Annotated in this window: 14 protein-coding genes and 2 pseudogenes; 9 read left to right on the top strand and 7 right to left on the bottom strand. The window is 39.3% G+C overall.

Annotation, left to right across the window (positions count from 1 at the left end; translation table 11 throughout):
• Positions 1–508: 508 nt before the first annotated feature.
• Together Phpb_RS18285 and Phpb_RS18280 are read right to left on the bottom strand one after the other, a co-directional pair.
• Complete coding sequence (locus Phpb_RS18285) at positions 509–949, bottom strand: hypothetical protein (RefSeq protein WP_065391605.1); 441 nt, start codon at positions 947–949, stop codon at positions 509–511.
• Between the two features lie 279 nt (positions 950–1,228).
• On the bottom strand, positions 1,229–2,458 hold the full coding sequence (locus Phpb_RS18280) for an MFS transporter (RefSeq protein WP_065391604.1): 1,230 nt from the start codon (positions 2,456–2,458) through the stop codon (positions 1,229–1,231).
• A 407-nt stretch (positions 2,459–2,865) separates the two neighbouring features.
• On the opposite strand from Phpb_RS18280, the gene Phpb_RS18275 reads away from it, so the two are divergent.
• The 4 genes from Phpb_RS18275 to Phpb_RS18260 all read left to right on the top strand — a co-directional run bounded on the left by Phpb_RS18275 (position 2,866) and on the right by Phpb_RS18260 (position 8,695).
• A complete protein-coding gene (locus tag Phpb_RS18275) occupies positions 2,866–3,804 on the top strand; it encodes a fucose-binding lectin II (RefSeq protein ID WP_065391699.1) in 939 nt (312 codons plus the stop codon).
• Between the two features lie 453 nt (positions 3,805–4,257).
• Positions 4,258–5,289, top strand: coding sequence for a fucose-binding lectin II (locus Phpb_RS18270; RefSeq protein WP_065391603.1), 1,032 nt, complete (start codon positions 4,258–4,260; stop codon positions 5,287–5,289).
• A gap of 409 nt (positions 5,290–5,698) precedes the next feature.
• On the top strand, positions 5,699–6,712 hold the full coding sequence (locus tag Phpb_RS18265; protein ID WP_065391602.1) for a fucose-binding lectin II: 1,014 nt from the start codon (positions 5,699–5,701) through the stop codon (positions 6,710–6,712).
• 534 nt (positions 6,713–7,246) lie between these two features.
• The gene (locus Phpb_RS18260; protein ID WP_065391601.1) at positions 7,247–8,695 is read left to right on the top strand and encodes a flavin-containing monooxygenase; all 1,449 of its coding nucleotides are present in this window, start codon (positions 7,247–7,249) and stop codon (positions 8,693–8,695) included.
• Between the two features lie 131 nt (positions 8,696–8,826).
• Here Phpb_RS18260 and Phpb_RS18255 read toward each other — a convergent pair whose 3' ends face one another.
• The 5 genes and pseudogenes from Phpb_RS18255 to Phpb_RS18230 form a co-directional block, all read right to left on the bottom strand.
• Positions 8,827–9,387 carry a rhomboid family intramembrane serine protease gene (locus tag Phpb_RS18255; RefSeq protein WP_065391600.1) on the bottom strand — a complete coding sequence of 187 codons (561 nt, stop codon included), beginning with the start codon at positions 9,385–9,387 and terminating at the stop codon, positions 8,827–8,829.
• A 208-nt stretch (positions 9,388–9,595) separates the two neighbouring features.
• A pseudogene (locus Phpb_RS25050) lies at positions 9,596–9,933 on the bottom strand (transposase); the annotation flags it as partial.
• 148 nt (positions 9,934–10,081) lie between these two features.
• Positions 10,082–10,407, bottom strand: a pseudogene (locus tag Phpb_RS18245) (ISNCY family transposase); the annotation flags it as partial.
• 49 nt (positions 10,408–10,456) lie between these two features.
• Positions 10,457–11,434 (bottom strand): Rpn family recombination-promoting nuclease/putative transposase, encoded by a 978-nt coding sequence (locus Phpb_RS18240; protein ID WP_065391597.1) that lies wholly within the window; start codon positions 11,432–11,434, stop codon positions 10,457–10,459.
• Positions 11,435–12,593: 1,159 nt separating this feature from the next.
• Positions 12,594–13,478 (bottom strand): hypothetical protein, encoded by an 885-nt coding sequence (locus tag Phpb_RS18230; RefSeq protein ID WP_065391595.1) that lies wholly within the window; start codon positions 13,476–13,478, stop codon positions 12,594–12,596.
• Between the two features lie 322 nt (positions 13,479–13,800).
• On the opposite strand from Phpb_RS18230, the gene ppxA reads away from it, so the two are divergent.
• The 5 genes from ppxA to Phpb_RS18205 form a co-directional block, all read left to right on the top strand.
• Positions 13,801–15,495 carry a photopexin PpxA gene (gene ppxA, locus Phpb_RS27290; protein ID WP_276204281.1) on the top strand — a complete coding sequence of 565 codons (1,695 nt, stop codon included), beginning with the start codon at positions 13,801–13,803 and terminating at the stop codon, positions 15,493–15,495.
• 93 nt (positions 15,496–15,588) lie between these two features.
• Complete coding sequence (gene ppxB, locus Phpb_RS18220; RefSeq protein ID WP_065391594.1) at positions 15,589–16,611, top strand: photopexin PpxB; 1,023 nt, start codon at positions 15,589–15,591, stop codon at positions 16,609–16,611.
• A 430-nt stretch (positions 16,612–17,041) separates the two neighbouring features.
• A complete protein-coding gene (locus Phpb_RS18215; protein WP_065391593.1) occupies positions 17,042–17,659 on the top strand; it encodes a hypothetical protein in 618 nt (205 codons plus the stop codon).
• 457 nt (positions 17,660–18,116) lie between these two features.
• Complete coding sequence (gene tcaA / locus Phpb_RS18210) at positions 18,117–21,404, top strand: insecticidal toxin complex protein TcaA (RefSeq protein WP_065391592.1); 3,288 nt, start codon at positions 18,117–18,119, stop codon at positions 21,402–21,404.
• Positions 21,405–21,425: 21 nt separating this feature from the next.
• Positions 21,426–23,797 (top strand): neuraminidase-like domain-containing protein (locus Phpb_RS18205; protein ID WP_240492613.1); only part of this gene is annotated, 2,372 nt, incomplete at its 3' end.

The raw sequence follows: 23,797 nt of genomic DNA, 5'->3' as shown, positions 1-23,797 counted from the left end.
ATTCAGGAAATCATTAATTTGTTACAAATTGTAACAATCTGTAATAATCAGTAATAATACGCAATAAACATCGAATAATTGTTATTTTTGTTTCACGACTTTATTTAATTTTCTTTTTCTCAAATGATATTGATTATTAATTACATTATTACTGATATTAAAGCTCCCCATTAACAAGCGTATTAACACACATGCCATACATGACAAATGATTTACACCATCCTCTCCTTTCAACAGACTGACTCTTTATTACAATAATCAATAAATGAAATAGTTTAATAATATAAGTATTTGAGGGTTAATCATTAGAGATATAAATGATTTCTACGCGTATCAGCATTTCAATAAGTTAATTATTAGTTAGAATAAAAAACTCACTTGATAGTCAACCATATTAACCATCAACATGGTAATTAAAAATGCTGAACAACACGCGAAGAAATGCCCTCATTTCAACGGATTTCCATTGACATTAAACGTTACCCGATATATTCAATATCTTATAACGCTATATCATTTCCAAATTAATATCATTATCATTAAATTCCAGCGTTAAGATTTTATTTCCACCACCTCGATTATTACCAGGGATCTCTAATGCATCATCATAACTAAATTCCCTATTTATGGAGTATTTAACCGCATTTTCATTTGGTGGATTCCAATAATCCTGAAATATCCAAATATTAAATCTTAATTCAGATCTCAATCCCCTTTCAGTATAGATATGAATTGCTTTATTAGGTTCATATTTATCACTTATCCAGGGCGCCCATAAATCGCCATGCCATTCAGACATTTTATCCACAGAAAAATTTTTCCTGGCAACATATCCATGTTCAACGACAACTTTACAAGGCGTTTTATTATAAATAGATTTAATATTTGTCACTCCCGCGATAATATTCATAGCTGGTTTATTCTGAGCGTTATTTGATTTTCTTTCCATTTTACCCACCTATATCAATTAATAATTTCAATAATAATTATGATAGGATTTATAATAACTTCATCCTTTCGCACACCATCATCCAGCATTGACCAAAATTATCCTTATAATATTAATTTCCTCCCGTGACATTACACTTTAAACAACATTTAATTATTACTAATCACCTCTATCTTCTTATATCAATGACTAGCCTTAAATTCAAATATAGCGCAAAATCGCTATTTTACCATTAAGGCTAGATCACATATCTGTCGTTATTTCTCCTTAATTATTACACTAAGCATTATTCATTAAATTTTTCGTCCCTCTTTTCATCACCTGAGCTAATTTCATTACATATACAGGTAATATCAGGGCGCTAACCATAGTCAGTATGAAAATAGGCCGCACATTCTCAGCAATAATCTCCTTACCGTCTAAGAAAATAGAGGAGAAGAAAAACACCACACCGGCGCCCAAATTGGAAAATGCCATCTGGAGGGCGCCAAAACCCGCTCGATTTTCAGGCGTCGAAGCATAAGAAGCCAACACGTTTGCAGCCATCACCTGTACATAAGTCGCGAACATAAAAAGTGAGAAGAAAACATATCCATCTACTTTTCCCGTCAATCCCAGAAAGATATTAACAATAAATAACGTCGCCGCTGCGATGGTAATTCTCTGAGGCGGATATCTATCACAAAGCTTCCCGGTTAAATAAGTGCCTAACCAGGAAGCGATACCACCGCAAAAGAATACCAATGAAACCTGATTTTCCGGGATATAAAACACATTTGTTAATAGCGGAGCAAGTATCGGAATAAGCATGAAAGGACTAAAATTACTGACACCACTCGCCATCCCGGCCAACGTTATTTTTTTGGTTAGCACAATTTTGTTCTGACTATTTTTTACTTTCTCTGCGCCTGGAATAAAGAAGAGGATCAGAGGCACACTCACTACACATAAAATAACGATGAGTAAAAAAGAGACTTTCCAGTTAAAACTCTCGGCCAAATATAAGCACAATGGTATACCTAAAATACTAACGAATGAAAAAGATGAAAACGCAATGCCCAACACCCTTCCTCGCATACTTTCTGGGGAATTATTAAGTAAGATCCCGATGCCGACTCCCAATGTCACACCACCAAACAGACCGGCAATAATACGTAGTAGAATAAGTTGGTAGGGTTCCGAAGCGAAAATCGTCAGAAACGTAATTAAACCGAGAAACAGGGTGTTTAAAATGAGAACCTTTCTTTTATTAAAACGATCAATAAAGAAAAAGGATGTCAGGCCAGAAAATACGGAGGAGAAAACATAAACACCAGCAACAACCCCCGCCATCGTAACCGGCATGTGAAAATCTTTCGACATATAAACAAAAAGCGGCGTGACCATCATGTACTCTAATGCATTAATAAATTGAACTAATGCAACCACCATCGCAATAACAACTATATTATTAGTTCCAACTACCTGATTAGTTCCAACTATCTGATTATTTCCAATTAACTTCGACATTATGAGTCCCAATTCCTGTTGGCTTAAATTTCATCGACATAGTGAGCAATTTACCTCACATGCAGAGCAAAAAAAAGCACTGTGTATCATCCGATAGATGTCTGGCGTAATCAGGCTTGGGATAAAGCAGATAATGGCAAAGTAGAATAATCAAGCAACAACAATTTCAGCAGCCTAATTCATTGTTAGAGGTAAGTAACAAAGGCACTGCCTTTACCGAATAATCATTAGGGTTGATACTCAATTTGCGGGTACTTCTCACGCTTATTATCCCACAAAAAAGTAAGACATCTTGCTTATCACAATGGCTAATCCGAAGATTAGACAGAAATAACATGATGAATTCAGAACAATTTCAAGGGATATATCAACGATTAGAAACAGATAACAAACTTTCTGGAGAAATTATGGCGAATATACTTAAATATGGCGATACCGTAAAAATATTAAATAGTTTCAGAAACTGGGATGGTGGATATCTCAGTGTATATGGAACGAGTGGTATTGCAGATGGAAAATATACTGTGATAACCACCACTCAAGCCGGAACATTCTGGCGAATTGAATCAGGAACGGGAAAACCTATCGGCAGTGAAGTTATTAACAATGATACTATTTTACTCCATAATCTTTATCAATGTGATGGCGGCTATTTAAGCCATTATGCATTATCAAGTCAACAGGTTCCAGAAGGCGAAATATACCCGATACAGACATCAGATAAAAATATCCGGCCAGAAACATTAGAGTGGATTATTTATTCTGACATGCCATCGATTGATGGGAAAATCAAAGAAGATGAAAGCATTACGCTATATAACCGATGGGGAACCAGAGGCTTTCTTGATACTAATGGTTGGGTTGGCGTCCCTGAAACAGTATGTCATGTATATACTTCTGCTAATAACCTCCGTAAGCCCTATACCGGCCTGTGGAAAATGACACAAGTTAAAGACCCTTGCTTTCCTGTCACCAAACCCTCCAATTGTGCTGGAGAATGTGGTACGAGTGACGGCGGTAAATATTGCTGCCAGCTACCTCAAAGTATTCGATTTGGTCTGATAGCTTATACTAATACAACCACCCATCAACAAACAGTAAAAGTCTATATTGACGATCTTCTGGTAGACACATTAACCGGCAAAGGAACAAATACTAAAGCCTATACATCAGGTACAGGCAAAGTCTGTATCGAGATTATCGGGGATGGCAAACCCTGTAAACTCCGTTACTCTTATAATACCCTTGATGGAAAACCGGGAACAGTCACTATTGGCGCCGAAAATGATTCCAATAATAATTACAATGACAGCGTGGTGGTACTGAATTGGCCACTGGCGAATTAGTTTAAAATACTCTATTAATTTCACTACAAGAAATTATTAATACATTAAAGCGGTATTATATACCGCTTTTTTATGCCATAAGAATAATTAATAAAATACATTTATAATCATTACCCATTCCACATAAAATAAAAAAACATATAAAAATAAGTTAAAAAATACAATATAGTGATTTAATTACCATTTAATTTACATATACCTTATCTCTTAGCATATATTTTTATTTCCACAAAGATAGAAGTAAATAAAACCGATCATTAAACCATTAAAACATAATCTTGATTATAACTCACAAATGATATTAATCTTCAACAATACAAATCATTCTGTATCATCAAAGATATAAATAAATTGCACAATTAAATATGGAGTTTTCAACACTATTTGAAATTTATTTAAACCGAAAATCTAAATAATACGTTAAGATATAATTACCATGAAGGATATATAACAATGAATACATCCAGTTATCTTTTTCTTAACTCGGAAAATATTAAATACAATGAAATATCTGGTCATAATGGGGTGTACGCAGGTTATCCCCAACCTGTCAGTAAAGATTGGCCTAATCTTCCTGTCGAATTCCAAAGACATATTGACGATGTGATTAATTTAAATGGTTATTTGTATTTCTTTAAAGGATCGCAATACCTTAAATTCGACATTGCAAAAGCTCAGGTGTCTGAGGGGCCTAAACCCATTGTGGAAGGATGGCCGGGACTAATAGGAACCGAATTTGAAAATGGGATAGATGCGGCGACGGAATGGATCGATATAAAAAACCCTGATATCACCAATGTCGTTTGTTTCTTTAAAGGTAGTGAGTGTATCGATTATACCGTAAGTTCACATACGATTAACCAAAAAACTATTTCAGAAAAATTGGGAACAACTGGAAAATATTCAGAATTCAGTACAAACTTGGATGCCGCAATTTTATGGAGGACTCGTGGGTACCATTATATCTTCATTTTCAAAGGTAACTCTAATATCCGATTTAATCTGAAATTAAATGCTATCGATGGGGGACCAACGACCCCTAATAAAACTAATTGGCTAGGAGTTACCTTCAACAAAATTCAAGCTGCGGTATCAGTTGATACAGATTTGTTAGGTAGTCAAAACTGTGGCGGAAAATATGGTACCAATGACACAGGTAAATATTGTTTCCAATTACCTCAGAGTACCAAATTTAGGCTGACAGCCTACACGAATACTGATGTTCATCAACAAACAGTAAAAGTTTATATTGACGATTTTCTGGTAGATACATTAACCGGCAAGGGAATAGATAACCTGATAGCGACTAAAACCTATGCATCCGGTACAGGTAAAATCTGTATTGAGATTGCAGGCAATGATAAACCCTGCAAACTCCGTTATTTTGATAATACTCTTGGAGGAAAACCCGGAACCATCATTATCGGGGCTGAAAATGGGGCCGCCAACAATTACAAGGATAGCGTCATCATTCTGAACTGGTGAGTTAAAGATTTTCACTAGTGACAAACTCTATCAATAATTAAAGCGGTATTATGCCGCTTTTCATATAAAAATATTATCAATTTAATATATTTTTAATATGTTATTGTTAAATTTATAAATTAAATATAGATATAAAATAATGTTTTGAAATTTAATTTCACAATATAAACCTTACCTCATAGTATATATTTTAATTTTTGCAAAAAAACGACATCATCAAATCAATAAATAATCTATTAATATATAGCATTGCCACAACCTATCTTTTATATTAATTTTCACAGCGTAAATTTTTCTGTCTTACCAAATAGCCTTAATATCATTATTGTTATATTTTATCTGTAAATAGTAGATTTAAAAAACATTAGAAATCAATGATAAACCTAAAAACCATGAAGGATATATATTAATGAATCCATATGTCTATTTATTCCTTAATGCAGATAATGCCAGATTTAATGACACATTAAATATACCAGATACAAACTACCATCAACCTATCAGTAATGATTGGCCCGATCTTCCCATCGAGTTTCAAAGACATATTGATGATGTGATTAATTTAAATGGTTATTTATATTTTTTTAAAGGATCTCAATATCTTAAATTCAACATAGCGACAGCCAAAGTAACTGATGGTCCAAGATTTATTGCAGATGGGTGGCCCGGATTGAAAGGAACCGAATTCGAAAATGGGATAGATGCGGCCATAGAATTAACAACAAGTAGCGTTTGTTTCTTTAAAGGCAGTGATTGCATTGATTATGCGGTAAATTCACACACGATTAAGCGAAAATCTATCTCAGACAGATGGGAAATAACAAAGAAATACCCAGCATTTAGTAAAAACCTGGATGCTGCTACATGGAGAAAAATTCATCAAAATAATCCTTTTATTGATTTCCTCAAAGAGGATCAGCATATCGGATTTTATCCACAATCACACACTCTTGCACATGACATTGTTCCTGTTTCTGCTTATACCGGAGGGATCTTCAAAACAGCTCAAGCAGCGGTATTGATTGACATCGATTTATTAGGCAGCGACCGAGGAAATAACGGAGGCTGTAGCGGAACATGCGGCGCCAATGACACCGGCAAATACTGTTTCCAGTTACCTCAAAGTATTCGATTTGGTTTGATAGCTTATACTAATACAACTACCCATAAACAAACAGTAAACGTGTATATTGACGGCCTTCTGGTAGATACATTCACCGGCAAAGGAACAGATACCAAAGCCTATACATCAGGTACAGGAAAAGTTTGTATCGAGATTATAGGAGATGGCAAACCCTGTAAACTCCGTTACGCCTATAATACCCTTGACGGAAAACCGGGTTCAGTCATTATTGGCGCTGAAAGTGATACCGAGGGCAATTACAATGATAGCGTGGTGGTATTGAACTGGCCCCTAACATGAAAATGATTAGGAAAGATCAATCAGCAATAAATAGACATTAAATCCCCTTGAACAACGTCACATTTTTAAAATAATTCAGAGAATATCCTGTTCTCTGGATTATTTTATCGAATTAACCGAAAAGTCTCCCCATAATTGACCAGGATCTTAGCTTTGGGAAAATATTCAATCAATAAAATGTATCTAATCTCCCTTCCGCTAAGTTCTGTCAGGTTCACTTCGAAATCCTTGCATCATACAATATTGATTCAAGAACAGACAAAAATGCTTGAGCACATTTTTGGTTGTGTTTGTTTCGTCTATAACGTGATTTAAACACGGCACTCAATATTCATATTAAAGGGTGAAAATATTCTCAGGCTAATTATTTACTTGTGGCGGCAGGGAATATTGACACATTAAACACGGGTAATGAGCAATGTAAGACTAAAGTAATTTCATATTGCTATGCTACTGTCAATGATGACAAGAATCACATTGCTTTAGCTAGGTGAGTTTCAACTCATCAAAAAATGACCTTGTAGGAGAGAGACAGTGAATAACCATTATGATGTTTTGATTATTGGCGCTGGTATTGCAGGCATTGGTACAGCATGTCATTTAACAAGGAAATGTCCTGATAAGCAGTTTATTATCTTAGAACGTCGCCAAAAAATAGGCGGTACTTGGGATTTATTTCGCTACCCAGGTATTCGCTCAGATACAGATATGATGAGCTATGGCTATACATTCCGCCCTTGGACAGATACCAGTGTTTTTGCCGATGGGCCTTCAATTAGAAGTTATATCCATGCAACGGCAAAAGAGTATGACCTTGATAAGAAAATAAAGTTTGGGCTAAAAATCACGCATACTGACTGGTCAAATACGACTCGCCAGTGGACCATTACCGCGATTGACGAAATCAGTGGGGAAACTCAGCAATTTACCTGTCGCTTTCTCATCGCGGCAACAGGTTATTATAACTATGATGAACCTCATTTACCTGAATTCCCCGGCATTAAAGATTTTAAAGGCCCGGTAATTCACCCTCAACTCTGGCCTGAAGAATTGAATTACAAAGGAAAACGGGTTGTTGTCATTGGTAGTGGCGCAACAGCAGTTACTTTACTGCCTGCGATGGCACATGATACTGCCCATATCACGATGCTACAGCGCTCCCCGAGTTATATTCTTTCAATCCCTGGCAGGGACAAAATAGCAGAGTTCTGCAAAGGCATTATTCCACAGCGCTGGATTTACACATTGAGTAGAAAGCGCAATCTCTTTTTCCAGCGCTTAATTTATAAAACGAGTCGACATTTACCTAATTTATTGAAATCACTTTTACTGTCATCTGCTCGCAAACGTGTCGGCCCAGATTTTGACATGAAACATTTGACGCCAAAATACATGCCGTGGGATGAACGGCTCTGTTTTATTCCCAGTAATAACCTATTTAAGGTACTAAAAGAAGGTAAAGCTTCTATCGTTACTGACTATATTGAACGTATAACTGAAAACAGTATCTTATTACAATCAGGTAAGGAATTACCCGCAGATATTATTGTTACAGCGACTGGGCTGAAATTACATTTTATTGGTGGAATTGAACTCTCTATTGATGGGCAAAAACAACAAGCTCATGATCGCATGCTTTATAAGGGAACGTTGATACAGAATGTCCCTAATTTTGCCTGTCTGTTTGGTTATATCAATAACGCCTGGACGTTGAAAGTTGATCTATCCGCGGATTATATCTGCCGTCTGTTGAACGAAATGGACCGTCGTGGCGCTACCGTTGTGACGCCACATGCTGAGCGGGGTGAGATGCAGGAGGACGAGCATATTTTTGGCGCCTTGCGAGCTGGTTACGTAAAACGTGCAAAGGACTTGCTTCCTCGTCAGGGATATAGCTCAACCTGGCAGGTTCCACATGATTACAAAAAAGATAAACAAGTTTTGGAGCAGCCTGTAGATGATGCCGCGTTGAAATGGAGATAACTGCGCGAAGTTAAAAAATCAGTGGTTGTATTTCATTATTACCAGCCCGTTATTATAAATAAACGGGCTGGTAGTTGTTATTATTCGGATTTCAGAAATGATATTATGGTTAAAATCCCAATACCATAAAACTAATAACTGGTTATTACCCATCTCTTCGACAACCAGGAGAAAACCACCCCAGATATCGCACCAAAAATATGTCCTTCCGTTGAAATATCTTCCTGCCACGGTAACAAGCCAAACACAATCCCACCGTAATACACAAACACCAGAATCGCAAAGAAGAAATCTTTTATTCTTCTCAGAAAAAAAGCGTTAGCCAGCAATAATCCCCATAGACCAAAAATCCATCCGCTGGCGCCAATATGAATAGCCGAGCGGCCAAATAACCAAACTAATGTTCCACCCACAAAGATAATAAACAGGCTGGCGAGCACATAATAACGTATGGAGTGTGCCATCAGTAACGCACTCAATACTAATAATACGGGAAGATTGCTAAACAAGTGCCCCCAGCCACCATGTAAGAATGGAGATAGTGGAATACCAATTAACCCTCGGGAGTATCGGGGAATGATGCCGAAATTGCTTAGTGCGCCACCGGTTAAAGTATCAAACAATTGTATTATGATCAGTATTACTGCTAATCCTATTAGCATACGAAAGCGTTGTTTTAGCCCTGTTTTCACTGTGTTGTTGCCTTATGATTCATTGGAAATCAAAATGAATTTTGTCTCAATAAAGGTGTTATAAGCAGAGTTGATACTACCACCACCATATCCTGAAAGTTCGGAATTTAACAGTTTTGATGTAAAAACTAAATTCTATTTTGGCGCAACCAATCCGGTTTGTTGATAAAAAACAATCATAAATAACTTATATGGACACCGACTCTTTTTATTTTCTGCTATTCATGTAAGGGGATGAATTTAAAAACGCTTTCACTTTCTCAAGCAACTGCCACATATACTGACAGCCATGATTTCGTGTCACCGTTTCATGCAAGGATCGCCACAGACGCTCAATTTTATTCAGCCGGGGAGAATAAACAGGTAAAAACAATAGGTTAAATTTAGGGTGACGGGCTAGCCAATCACTGTTCAGTCGGCTTTTATGGATACTGTAATTATCCAAAATCAATGTAAGAGTTTCAGCATAAAAATAATGTTTTTGGTTTTTTCCTAGTATCACTATAGTTTCTGTTGCCCTTTTAAATACCCATCAGCGCTGCCCTTCGCCACACGATACCCATTTATGTCAGTAATAATAGAAGATGCTGATGGATAATTTTATGTTTAATAAGGTGCCATTCCGCTCCCTATAAATAAGAACAAAAATGCCGATCTTGAATATCGGCATTTTGCTGTAAAAGAGAAGATGAATTTAATGCTTTAACGCTTCAATTTTATCCCGGCTCAGTCCGGTACTGGTGACAATAATGTCCAAACTTACGCCATGCCGTAATAAGGCGCGAGCCGTTTCCAGTTTACCTTCTTCTCGACCTTCCTCTCGACCTTCCTCTCGGATTTCCTCTCGGCCTTCTTCTCGACCTAGCTCAATACCTTGCTTGATACCTCGCTCAAACCCTTTTTGTTCAAGCTGTTCTGCAATAGTCATCAACATCGTTCATGCTCCGGAGATTGTTCAATCAGTTGATGGACAAATTGGGAGAGATCCGGCGTATGTCCATTCAGTAAAAATAAAAACAAAAATGCCGATCTTGAATATCAACATTTTACTGTAAAAGAGAAGATGAATTTAATGCTTTAACGCTTCAATTTTATCCCGGCTCAGTCCGGTACTGGTGACAATAATGTCCAAACTCACGCCATGCCGTAATAAGGCACGAGCCGTTTCCACTTTACCTTTCTCTCGGCCTAGCTCAATACCTTCTTCCCGACCTTCTTCTCGGCCTTCCTCTCGACCTAGCTCAATACCTTGCTTGATACCTTGCTTGATACCTCGCTCAAGCCCTTTTTGTTCAAGCTGTTCTGCAATAGTCATCAACATCGTTTCATGCTCCGGAGATTGTTCAATCAGTTGATGGACAAATTGGGAGAGATCCGGCGTATGTCCATTCAGTAAAATATAGCGTAACACCACATTGCGCTGCTCGGTTGTATTATAACCCGCATTCAAGAGTTCCACCAATTGGAGAAGCCATTCCTGCATATCCCGGCAGCGAATATGTTTTTGCACCAGTTCCAGCAGGGCAACCCCTTTATGTGTCAGGATTTCTTCATCGCTGAGCACACTGACGTCCACCAACGGAAACGCCTGGTGGTATAAGCGAGCAGCCTGTTCAGGGAGCGTAAAACAATCCAGCCACCGGTTTGAGTAAGGATATGGCCGAACCTCCCCATGATAAAACAGCAGCGGCGCTACCAAAGGGAGTTCAGTATGGCCTTTTTTCAGGTGGGCCGCCATTGCTAACATGGCATAATACATCAGCCGCCAGGCCATCAGCGGGTCAGGAGTGGACTGATGTTCAATCAGACAATAGATATAGCCCTGTCCCCTAGCTGTTTCAACCGAGTAGAGCACATCACTGTGCAGTTGACGTAAATCCCGGTCCACAAAACTGCCGGATTCCAGTTTCAATGTGGCTAAATCACACAACGACTGGATCTCTTCGGGCAGATAAAGGGATAAAAATTCCCTGGCCGTTTCGGGCTGCGTTAAAAAATGCTTGAATAACGCGTCATGGTGAGGTCGTTGTTTTTCTTTCTTTACCACAATCTGTTTCTCTGTCTTATTAGTTAGTCATTACCACTCATTGCCAAGGTATAGTATTTCTACCAAGTCATAAAAAACATTGTCTCAGATTTCCTCAGGCAAATCTTTACCGAATGCATTAATAGAAGAGCCTAAAGAATAAAATATCAGAAAAGGAAAAACGAGAAAATATTATATTTACAACAACTACTTTATGAAAGCCATTCATTTAAATGAGATTTTAATTTCCATTCAAACAATAACAATCCCTTTGTCAAAATATCAATTATTTATATTTTCGTTAATCTTGGATGTTCAGATCGAAAAAATTGGACTGAGTTCCATCCAGATGATCTATCTTTCCGCGATGGTGGTTACTTGGGATATTATGATGGCCCAAATCAACCAGTACCAAGTGGAGAAATATATCCGATAATCACATCAGATACAAATACTTATTCGCCAAAAACATTAGAGTGGATTGTTTATTGCGAGACACCTTATTCCATAAACTGAAATATCATAGAAGGAGCAATTATCACCCTATATAATCGATGGGGAAATAAAGGTTTCCTTAATAGTTATGGTGATGCCAACAAACCAAACACGTTATATAGTGTATCTCTTTCTGGTAATAACACTCGTAGAACAATTAAGGTAGACCAGTGGAAAATGGAAAAAATCAATGATCCTTGTCCTCCTACCAACCCTTCAAATTGCAGTGGAGAATGCGGCACCAATGACACCGGTAAACATTGTTTCCAATTACCTCAAAGTATTCGATTTGGCCTGACAGCCTACAATAATACGAACATTCAGCAAACGGTAAAAGTGTACTATTGACGACCTTCTGGTAGACATATTAACCGTTAAAGGAACAAATAATCCGATAGCGCTGAAAATGGCACCAATAATAATTACAATGATTGAGTAGTAATATTAAATTGGCCGCTGGTGTGAATTAAAAATACTTTGGTAAATTTCACCATAAACGAAAATAATATTTATCAATCAATTAAAGCGGTATTATGCCGCTTTAATTGTACGCCACATTTAACAACGATAATAAGATTATAATTAAAATCACTTTTCTATATTACAACAATTATGGGGCCTGGAAGAAAGCCCCTTGGTATATATCACACAAGATGGTTAAATAATCAGACTCAGTATTTCCATATTAAAAATCTTGAAAAAATATCGCTCGATCAAACGGTGTTCGGTAAAGAGAATTTTGTTGCTCTACTGTGGCAGTTTCAGAAGACATGCCCAAAATAATCCCAATTTGTCCTGACGCAAGATTTCCCGTCATAAGGGTGTTCATATTATACTGGCAAAGTTCTGTCTTCCATTTATCTACCACAGCATTATACCACTCGATGATTAATGTGCCATTATTTGCCGCAAACAATCCAATTCGCCAGCGTGACCAAGTATTTTTTGGCCATTCATAACTCAGTGGAACACCAGAATAAGTATTACCTAGTGTCGGTTGCCCTTTATAAATACCATCTATCTGCTTGCCAACAAAATTAACTGACTGAATCAAATTAGCAGCCTGAAGATTCCAAACCATGACATAAGGCGTCGCCGTATCAATCGAAGTACCTAATGAAATGTTCGATGGCATCCATTGAGGCTTACCTTTATACCCACCAGTCAAGTGAATCGCCATATATCCGTAACCAATATTTTGATATGTACCGCTTGCACTCGTTTTCTTGGATAACACACTCACTGAAATGTCAGGATATGGATTACAAAATAAATCCAGCTCACAATAGCAATGTCTGGCATCAATAGGTGTATCTGTTGCAATCCCGAGACAGTGACTACCGCCATTACTAGACAAAGTTTGTGCCTTGAAAGCTTTCCTTCCCCCGACACTGATAATATCCCAAGCGCTAGTTCCATATGACGAATCCTTAAACAATACGCCAGCTCGCTGTGTTGTCGCATCTATCCACCGACCTTCCGGGTATAAATTTGGCTCCCACACAGTGATTAGAATGGAATTGGATAAACCTTCCATTGAGATTGGACGTTCATATTGTTCTAATTTCATGACTAAAATATCTCCTATAAAAAATACAATTACATATCAATCTTGTATTTTATACCTTAGATAAAGCTCATCTTTAATTCTTAAATAAAGTAAGTCACACAAAATCCAACAATATTAAATACATTAATGAGTTGTTAATATATAGTCTTGCTTATAACCCATCATCAGTATTAATTTAAGCAATACAAACTTCCCTATTCACCAGAAAAAACAATATGACAGAGTTAAATCAGCGTATCTTAATATTATTTTAATCTATTTCTGTTGCAGAAAACAAATTTAAACAACATATTAAATCCCAATCACCAACAAGGATATATCAATGAATACATCAAGTTACCTTTTCCTTGGTTCAGAGAATATTAAACACAGTCAGAAATTGTATGAGGCAGACATCGGTTATCCCCGGCCTATAAATAACGATTGGCCTGATCTTCCTATCGAATTTCAAAGACATATCGATGATGTGATTAATTTAAATGGTTTTTTGTATTTTTTTAAAGGCTCACAATATCTTAAATTTGATGTCACAAAAGCAAAAGTGATTGACGGACCAAAACCTATTATAGAAGGATGGCCGGGATTAGCAGGAACGGAATTTGAAAACGGGATCGACGCCGCCACAGAATGGCCCTATGTAGAAAAGACGGGTATGACAGATGTCGTCTGTTTCTTTAAAGGCAGTGATTGTATTGATTATACGGTGAGTTCACATACTATTAGTAAAAAAACTATCGCAGATAGATGGGGGATAACAGAACAATACTCAGAATTTAGTGAAAATTTGAATGCGGCTATTTTATGGATAAATATTGGCAGCCCTTTTCTTTTCCTGTTCAAAGACGATTCGAACATCAGGATTAATCTGAAATCGAATACCATTGATGGTCAAGCCCCCATTGGCGCTAATTGGCGTGGGGTGACCTTCAAAAGAGTCCAAGCTGCGACGTCAATTGATATGGATTTATTAGGCAGCGAGATTGGCAATGACAGTAATACAAACACCTATTTCTTTCTTAATTCAGAAAATATTAAATATAATGATCCATTAAATAATATCGATACCGGTTATCCTCAACCTATCCGTAATAATTGGCCTAATCTGCCTACCGAGTTTCAAAGGCATATTGATGATGTGATTAATTTAAATGGTTATTTGTATTTCTTTAAAGGCTCGCAATATCTTAAATTTGATATTGCAAAAGCACAAGTGATTGACGGGCCAAAACCCATTATAGAGGGATGGCCGGGATTAGCAGGAACAGAATTTGAAAACGGAATAGACGCAGCCACAGAGTGGATAGATACAAAAAGAGATATCGTTTGTTTCTTTAAAGGCAAAGAATGTATCAATTATACCGTTAGCTCACATACCATTGACAAGAAAACTATCGCAGAAAGATGGAGAATTACCGGGGAATATGCAAAATTTAGTGCAAATTTAGACGCCGCTATTTTATGGCGGAACACCGGTTATTTTATCTATCTTTTCAAAGGTAATGAATATCTCCGTTTACATCTGATGTTGAATAGTCTGTATGGTGAACCCAAACTTATTCAAACTAAGTGGAAAGGCGTTACTTTCAATAAAATTCAAGCGGCAGTATCAGTTGATCCAGATGTATTAGGCAGTGATATCAATATAAAATGCGGCGGAACATGTGGGATTAATAATACCGGTAAACACTGCTTTCAATTACCTCAAAGTATCCGATTTGGCCTGACTTCCTACGTAAATAGTGACGCTCATCAACAAACAATCAATGTCTATATCGACGACCGATTAGTCGATACTTTAACTGGTAAGGGGATAAGTCACATAACGGATGTTAGGACCTACACATCAGGTACCGGCAAAGTCTGCATCGAGATTATAGCAGATGGTAAACCCGGCAAACTCCGTTATGCCTATAACACACTCGAAGCAAAACCGGGATCAGCCATTATCGGCGCTAACAATGGTTCCAATGACAATTATGATGATAGTGTGGTAGTGTTGAATTGGCCATTATCATGAGACAAAAATATATCGCTGTGATATCTGAAAATAGAAAATCAAGTAAACACATCAGAATAACATTCAGATTAACCATTATTAAGGATGTAAAAAATGAATTCAAAAACCTATTTCTTTCTTAACTCAGAAAACATTAGATATAAAGACTCAGAAGATAAAGCAGATACTGATTATCCCCAATTCATCAGCCATGATTGGCCCAGTCTCCCCATCGAGTTTCAAAAAGATATTGACGATGTGATTAATTTAAGCGGCTCATTATATTTTTTTAAAGGATCACAATACCTTAAATTCGATATAGCCAAAGCCCTGGTGATTGATGGGCCAAAACCCATTATTGAAGGATGGCCAGGATTGAAAGGTACTGGATTTGAAAATGGTATAGACGCAGCCACAGAGTGGGTGGATACAAAACAAGATGTTGTCTGTTTCTTCAAAGGCAGAGATTGCATCGATTACACCGTCAGTTCACACTCGATTAGTAAGAAAACCATTTCAGATCGATGGGGCGCCACCGGGAAATATGCAGGATTCAGTGAAGACCTCGATGCTGTTATTTTATGGAAGAATATTACCGGCTCTATTATTTACTTTTTCAAAGATAGTTATTACATCCAATACAATACAAAATCTCATGTTATTGATAGTGAACCCTCCTTTATTCAAGCTTACTGGAACGGCGTCACCTTCAAAAAAATTCAAGCCGCCGTATCGGTTGATATCGATTCGTTAGGTAGTGAGTATAGAAACTGTGGCGGAATATGTGGCAGCAATAACACCGGTAAACACTGTTTCCAGTTACCTCACAATATCAAGCTTAGCCTGTCAGCCTATGGTAATACTACCCACCAGCAAACGATAAAAGTGTATATTGACGATCAGTTAGTCGATACATTAATCAGCCAAGGAGTCAATAGTGTGTTGGGCTTTAAAAATTACTCATCAAGCGCCGGCAAAGTCTGCATTGAAATTATAGGCGACGGCAAACCCTGCAAACTCCGTTACTCCTATAACACCCTTGACGAAAAACCGGGAACAGCCATTATCGGTGCCAGCAATGGGGGCAATAATAATTACGATGACAGCATAGTCGTGTTAATTTGGTCACAGACCTGAATCAAAAAGCCAAAAATACGCTATGCTGGCAACATCAGTAAAGATGACATTTATCCATAAATTAAAGCGGTATTATGCCGCTTTTACTGATATGACACACGGTTATAAATAGAAAAAACCTGGTTTACCTTTTCAAGTAACATGATAACAGGACAAACTCAGTTATCCGCCAAATAGTCCCCTATCCAATAAAAATTAATTTTTTGATCTTTTCTTTTCCTATCTCCCGTTGCTATGAATATTCAACAGTACAGGAATTCGACCCTATTTTAAGTCCACAAGGGAGCAGATAAAAGGCGAGATAACCTGTTCATGACAATCACCTAGCCCTGAAATGACGCCGGAAGTTATGCAGTAATAACATAATCGGAAGGAAAGTCATTCCAAGATCAGTTGTTTGAAGAGCAATAACATATTTTCCGAGGAAACGATGGATAATGTACTTAAATATGGCGATACCGTGACAATATTAAACAGCTACAAGAACTGGAGCGGCGGCTATCTCAGTGTGTTTGGCAACGGTAATAAACTAGGAACAAAATATGGCGTGGTAACTGTAGATGCTTCTTTAGCTATTTATGGCGGCGCCTGGAGGATTGAGTCAGCAACAGGAAAATCTGTCGGTAGTGAAATAATCAATAATGATATTATTTTACTTCACAACCTATATTACTGTGATGGCGGCTATTTACAATATTATGATGTGGTGGATCAAAATGAACAATTAACCGAAATACATCAAGTATACACCTCAGATACCCGCAAAAGAGCGACATTAGAATGGATTATTTATTGTGAAACCACACCACCAAATGAAAATATCAGACAAGGCGATAGTATCTCTCTCTATAATCGATGGGGAAATAAAGGTTTTCTTGATACCCATAATCATGCCAGCGATACAGGTTCGTTATATCAAGTCTTCATGTCCAATAATGCTGCCCGTAAAAGCCATACCGGTTTATGGAAAATGGCAAAGGTGAATGACCCTTGTCCTCCCCCTGATGTGTTAACCAATATCATGCCATTGTGGCGTAAGATGCGGTAACAACAACTCGCTTTATCGCTCAAATGCCCCGATAAATGTAAGTTTTATTATTTTCATACTGAAACTATTTACGGGGTTTATTTACCGCTATGATTAAATTAATTTTTTATTCCTACATTAATAAAAATTGAGCTTAACATAATAAGCCTCCACGCTATAAAGTCATGCCTCCATCAATTAACAACTCTTACCAAATAGTGAAAATAATTCTAAATACCTAAGATAAATCATGAACTAACCCATTATCTAAATTATTTTTCATTTTTATAACACTTTTGCTATCAGCACCTTGGATGAAGTTTCTCATACTGGTCGTTTTGTTTATCTCTGTATCACCTCAATTGAACCAGTAATAAACAAACAGAAATAAAAGGAATGTTTATGAATTGTCACACCAAGAAAGCTAGCTCGATTTTCGTAACTAACCTTCCAAGATGTTCTAATTCTAAACCATGTAATGGTGACTGTTATGCAAAATAAAATATCATTTTTATCAGGTACATCCGAACAGCCCCTGCTTGACGCCGGTTATCAAAACGTATTTGATATCGCGTCAATCAGCCGGGCCGCTTTCGTTCAGTCCGTTCCCACCCTGCCCGTTAAAGAGGCTCATACCGTCTATCGTCAGGCGCGGCAACGTGCGGAAAATCTGAAATCCCTCTACCGAGCCTGGCAATTGCGTCAGGAGCCGGTTATTAAAGGGCTGGCTAAACTTAACGCACAATCCAACGTCTCTGTGCTTAAAGATGCTTTGGTAGAGAATATTGGCGGTGATGGGGATTTCAGCGATTTAATGAACCGCGCCAGTCAATATGCTGACGCTGCCTCTATTCAATCCCTGTTCTCTCCGGGCCGTTATGCTGCCGCACTCTACCGGGTCGCTAAAGATCTGCATAACCCCGATTCCAGTTTGCATATTGATAATCGCCGCGCTGATCTGAAAGATCTGATATTAAGCGAAACGACGATGAACCAAGAGGTCACTTCCCTTGATATCTTGTTGGATGTGCTACAAAAAGGCGGTAAAGATATTGCTGAGCTGTCCGGCGCGTTCTTCCCAATGACGTTACCTTATGACGATCATCTATCGCAAATCGATTCCGCTTTATCGGCACAAGCCAGAACCCTGAACGGTGTGTGGAATACTTTGACAGATACCACGGCACAAGCGGTTTCAGAACAAACCATTAATACGAATACACACAAGCTTTTCGCTGCCCAAGATGGTAATCAAGATACGTTTTTTGCCGGAAACACGTTTTATTTCAAAGCGGTGGGATTCGACGGGCAACCTATGGTTTACCTGTCACAATACACCAGCGGAAATAGCATTGTCGGCGCACAATTGATTGCAGGTAATCCAGATCAAGCCGCCGCCGCAATAGTCGCACCGCTGAAACTCACTTGGTCAATGGCAAAACAGTGTTACTACCTAGGCGCTCCCGATGGTACAACGATGGGAGATGGTAATGTTCTGACCGGCTGTTTCTTAAGAGGCAATAGCCCAACTAACCCGGATAAAGATGGTATTTTTGCTCAGGTAGCCAACAAATCAGGCAGTACTCAGCCTTTGCCAAGCTTCCATCTGCCGGTCACACTGGAACACAGCGAGAATAAAGATCAGTACTATCTGAAAACAGAACAAGGTTATATCGCCGTAGATAGTTCCGGTCAGTCAAACTGGAAAAATGCGCTGGTTATCAATGGGACAAAAGACAAGGGGCTGTTATTAACCTTTTGCAGCGATAATTCAGGCACTCCGACAAACCCAGATGACGTTATTCCTCCCGCGATCAATGATATTCCATCGCCACCAGCCCGCGAAACACTGTCACTGACGCCGGTCAGTTATCAATTGATGACCAATCCGGCACCGACAGAAGATGATATTACCAACCATTATGGTTTTAGCGGCAGTAGTTTACGCGCTTCTTCATTGTCAACCAGCGAGTTGACCAGCAAACTGAATTCTATCGAAACCTTCTGTGAGAAGACCCGGTTAAGCTTCAATCAGTTAATGGATTTGACCGCTCAGCAATCTTACAGTCAAAGCAGCATTGATGCGAAAGCAGCCAGCCGCTATGTTCGTTTTGGGGAAACCGTTCCGACTCGCGTCAATGTCTACGGAGCAGCTTATCTGAACAGCACACCGGCAGACGCGACTGATGGTCAATATCTGTGGATTCAGACCGACGGTAAGAGCCTGAATTTCACTGACGATACAGTCGTCGCCTTAGCCGGTCGCGCTGAAAAGCTGGTGCGTTTATCATCCCAGACCGGGCTATCATTTGAAGAATTGGACTGGTTGATTGCCAATGCCAGTCGTAGTGTGCCGGACCACCACGACAAAATTGTGCTGGATAAGCCGGTCCTTGAAGCACTGGCAGAGTATGTCAGCCTGAAACAGCGCTATGGGCTTGATGCCAATACCTTTGTGACCTTCATTAGTGCAGTGAACCCTTATACGCCAGACCAAACACCCAGTTTCTATGAAACCGCTTTCCGTTCTGCCGATGGTAATCATGTCATTGCGCTAGGTACAGAGGTGAAATATGCAGAAAATGAACAGGATGAGTTAGCCGCCATATGCTGCAAAGCGTTGGGTGTCACCAGTGATGAATTTTTCCGTATTGGTGGCTATTGTTTCGGTAATGCCGGCAGTTTTACCTTGGATGAATATACCGCCAGTCAGTTGTATCGCTTCGGCGCCATTCCCCGTTTATTTGGGCTGACATTTGCCCAAGCCGAAATTTTATGGCTCCTGATGGAAAGCGGAAAAGATACCTTATTGCAGCAATTAGGTCAGGCAAAATCCCTGCAACCACTGGCTATTTTACTCCGTACCGAGCAGGTGCTGGATTGGATGTCGTCTGTAAACTTGAGTCTGACTTATCTGCAAGGGATGGTGAGTACACAATGGAGCAGCACCGCCACCGCGGAGATGTTCAATTTCTTGAAAAACGTTTGTGACAGCGTGAATAGTCAAGCTGCCACTAAAGAAACAATGGATTCGGCGCTACAGCAGAAAGTGCTGCGCGCCCTAAGTGCCGGTTTCGGCATTAAGAGCAATGTGATGGGTATCGTCACCTTCTGGTTAGAGAAAATCACAATCGGTAGTGATAATCCTTTTACACTGGTTAATTACTGGAACGCCATTCAAACCCTGTTTAGCCATGACGATGCCACGTTGGATTCCTTGCAAGCCGACACTTCTCTGGTCATTGCTACTCAGCAACTTAGCCAACTAGTGTTAATTGTGAAATGGCTGAGCCTGACCGAACAGGATCTACAATTACTGACAACCTATCCAGAACGTTTACTTAACGGCATCACGAATGTTCCTGTTCCCAATCCGGAGCTATTACTCACGTTATCGCGTTTTAAACAGTGGCAAACTCAGGTCACCGTTTCCCGTGATGAAGCGATGCGCTGTTTCGATCAATTAAACACCCAAGAGATGACGGCTGAAAATGCAGCTTCACTGATCGCTACATTGCATGAGATGGATAAAGGTACAGTGGCGCAAGTCAATACCTTGCTATTAGGGGAAAATAAATGGCCGACAAGTTTTACATCACTCTGGCAACTTCTGACCTGGTTACGTGTCGGACAAAGCCTGAATGTCGGTAGTACCACGCTGGGCAATCTATTAGCCATGATGCAAGCAGACCCTGCCGCCGAGAGTAGCGTTTTACTGGCATCGGTAGCCCAAAACTTAAGTGCCGCAATCAGCAATCGTCAGTAACCGGATAAGAAGGAATTGATTATGTCTGAATCTTTATTTACACAAACGTTGAAAGAAGCGCGCCGTGATGCATTGGTTGCTCATTATATTGCTACCCAAGTGCCTACGGATCTGAAAGATAGCATCCAGACCGCTGACGATCTGTACGAATATCTGTTGCTGGATACCAAAATTAGCGATCTGGTTACCACTTCACCGCTGTCCGAGGCGATTGGCAGTCTGCAATTGTTTATTCATCGTGCGATAGAGGGCTATGACGGCACGCTGGCAGACTCAGCAAAACCCTATTTTGCCGATCAACAGTTTTTATATAACTGGGATAGTTTTAACCACCGTTATAGCACTTGGGCTGGCAAGGAGCGGTTGAAATTCTATGCCGGGGATTATATTGATCCAACATTACGATTGAATAAGACCGAGATATTTACCGCGTTTGAACAGGGTATTTCTCAAGGGAAATTAAAAAGTGAATTAGTTGAATCTAAGTTACGTGATTATCTAATTAGCTATGACACTTTAGCTACCCTTGATTATATTACCGCCTGCCAAGGTAAGGATAATAAAACCATCTTCTTTATCGGCCGTACACAGAACGCACCCTATGCATTTTATTGGCGGAAATTAACTTTAATCACTGATGGCGGTACGCTGAAACCAGATCAATGGTCAGAGTGGCGAGCAATTAATGCCGGGATTAGCGATCCACATGCAGGCTATGTGGGGCCTTTCTGGGAAAACAATAAGTTAAATATCCGTTGGTTTACAACATCCCATGAAGGACAAGACGGAGATGACAAAGATTTTAAATATGAAAATATTTGGGTGATGAATAGTGACTATAACTGGACATCAAGGAAAAAAGCAAAAAGTAAATTAGTCTTTATTGCTAACTACAATAGAACTGGTGCATCAGGTAGTTGGAATTTAGAACATGCATATTCACAATATGGTTCTGATGCTCAGTTTGATATTTCAGATGATGGCACAACACTGACCGTACAGAATACCGGTGGAGCCACTCCCGATACTGGCGTCACATTATGTGATGAATCTCAAAATATAATTAAGAGCTTACCTAATGTAGGAAGTGCAAACTTCTCAACAACAGATTATATGAATAAGAAATTATTCATGTGTCACAGCACAGGATTCAATAGTAGTAACAATTGCAGTTTTAAAATTTCACCTAGCATAATAGAATTCCCTACCTACGGAGAATTCACTTCAGACGGCAAGAAATTTACACTACCTTCTAATGAAGTAATAAATTTACACCTCCCTAATTATGTAGATCTCAACGCGCTATTAGATATTAGCCTTGATTCACTACTTAATTATGACGTGCAGGGGCAGTTTGGCGGATCTAATCCGGTTGATAATTTCAGTGGTCCCTATGGTATTTATCTGTGGGAAATCTTCTTCCACATTCCTTTCCTGGTTGCGGTCCGTATGCAAACCGAGCAGCGTTACGAAGACGCGGACACTTGGTACAAATATATTTTCCGCAGCGCCGGTTATCGCGATGCTAATGGCGAGCTTATTATGGATGGCAGTAAACCACGTTATTGGAACGTGATGCCATTGGAACTGGATACCGCATGGGATACTACACAGCCCGCCACCACTGATCCAGATGTGATCGCTATGGCGGACCCGATGCATTACAAGCTGGCGATATTTCTGCACGCTCTCGATCTATTGATTGCCCGAGGCGACAGCGCTTACCGTCAACTTGAACGCGATACTCTAGTTGAAGCCAAAATGTACTACATTCAGGCACAACAACTACTGGGACCGCGCCCTGATATCCATACCACCAATACCTGGCCAAATCCCACCTTGAGTGAAGAAGCGGGCGCCATTGCCACACCGACACTGCTTAGTTCACCGGGGGTGATGACATTCGCCGCCTGGCTGAGTACAGGTGATACTGCCGATATCGGTGACGGTGATTTCTTGCCACCGTACAACGATGTACTGCTTGGTTACTGGGATAAACTTGAGTTACGCCTATACAACCTGCGCCACAATCTGAGTCTGGATGGTCAACCGCTAAATCTGCCTCTGTATGCCACTCCGGTAGACCCGAAAACCCTGCAACGTCAACAAGCAGGGGGAGATAGTACAGGCAGTGGTCCGGCTGGCGGTCAAGGTAGTGTTCAGGGTTGGCGCTATCCATTATTGGTAGAACGCGCCCGATCCGCCGTGAGTTTGTTGACTCAGTTCGGCAACAGCTTACAAACGACGCTAGAACATCAGGATAATGAAAAAATGACGCTACTGTTGCAAACTCAGCAGCAAGCCATCCTGAAACAGCAGCACGATATACAACAAAATAATCTAAAAGGATTACAACACAGTCTGACAGCATTACAGTCCAGCCATGATGGTGC

The sequence above is a fragment of the Photorhabdus namnaonensis genome (assembly GCF_001684335.1).
In the GTDB taxonomy this organism is placed as follows: domain Bacteria; phylum Pseudomonadota; class Gammaproteobacteria; order Enterobacterales; family Enterobacteriaceae; genus Photorhabdus; species Photorhabdus namnaonensis.
Note: the sequence above shows the minus strand (reverse complement) of the source record. Positions and strands in the feature narration are given on the sequence as shown.

Coding starts and splice junctions, on each gene's coding strand:
- Phpb_RS18270 (WP_065391603.1), top strand. CDS start 4,258: ATGAATACATCCAGTTATCTTTTTCTTAACTCGGAAAATATTAAATAC.
- Phpb_RS18275 (WP_065391699.1), top strand. CDS start 2,866: ATGGCGAATATACTTAAATATGGCGATACCGTAAAAATATTAAATAGT.
- Phpb_RS18230 (WP_065391595.1), bottom strand. CDS start 13,478: ATGAAATTAGAACAATATGAACGTCCAATCTCAATGGAAGGTTTATCC.
- Phpb_RS18265 (WP_065391602.1), top strand. CDS start 5,699: ATGAATCCATATGTCTATTTATTCCTTAATGCAGATAATGCCAGATTT.
- Phpb_RS18215 (WP_065391593.1), top strand. CDS start 17,042: ATGGATAATGTACTTAAATATGGCGATACCGTGACAATATTAAACAGC.
- Phpb_RS18280 (WP_065391604.1), bottom strand. CDS start 2,458: ATGTCGAAGTTAATTGGAAATAATCAGATAGTTGGAACTAATCAGGTA.
- tcaA (WP_065391592.1), top strand. CDS start 18,117: ATGGTGACTGTTATGCAAAATAAAATATCATTTTTATCAGGTACATCC.
- ppxB (WP_065391594.1), top strand. CDS start 15,589: ATGAATTCAAAAACCTATTTCTTTCTTAACTCAGAAAACATTAGATAT.
- ppxA (WP_276204281.1), top strand. CDS start 13,801: ATGAATACATCAAGTTACCTTTTCCTTGGTTCAGAGAATATTAAACAC.
- Phpb_RS18285 (WP_065391605.1), bottom strand. CDS start 949: ATGGAAAGAAAATCAAATAACGCTCAGAATAAACCAGCTATGAATATT.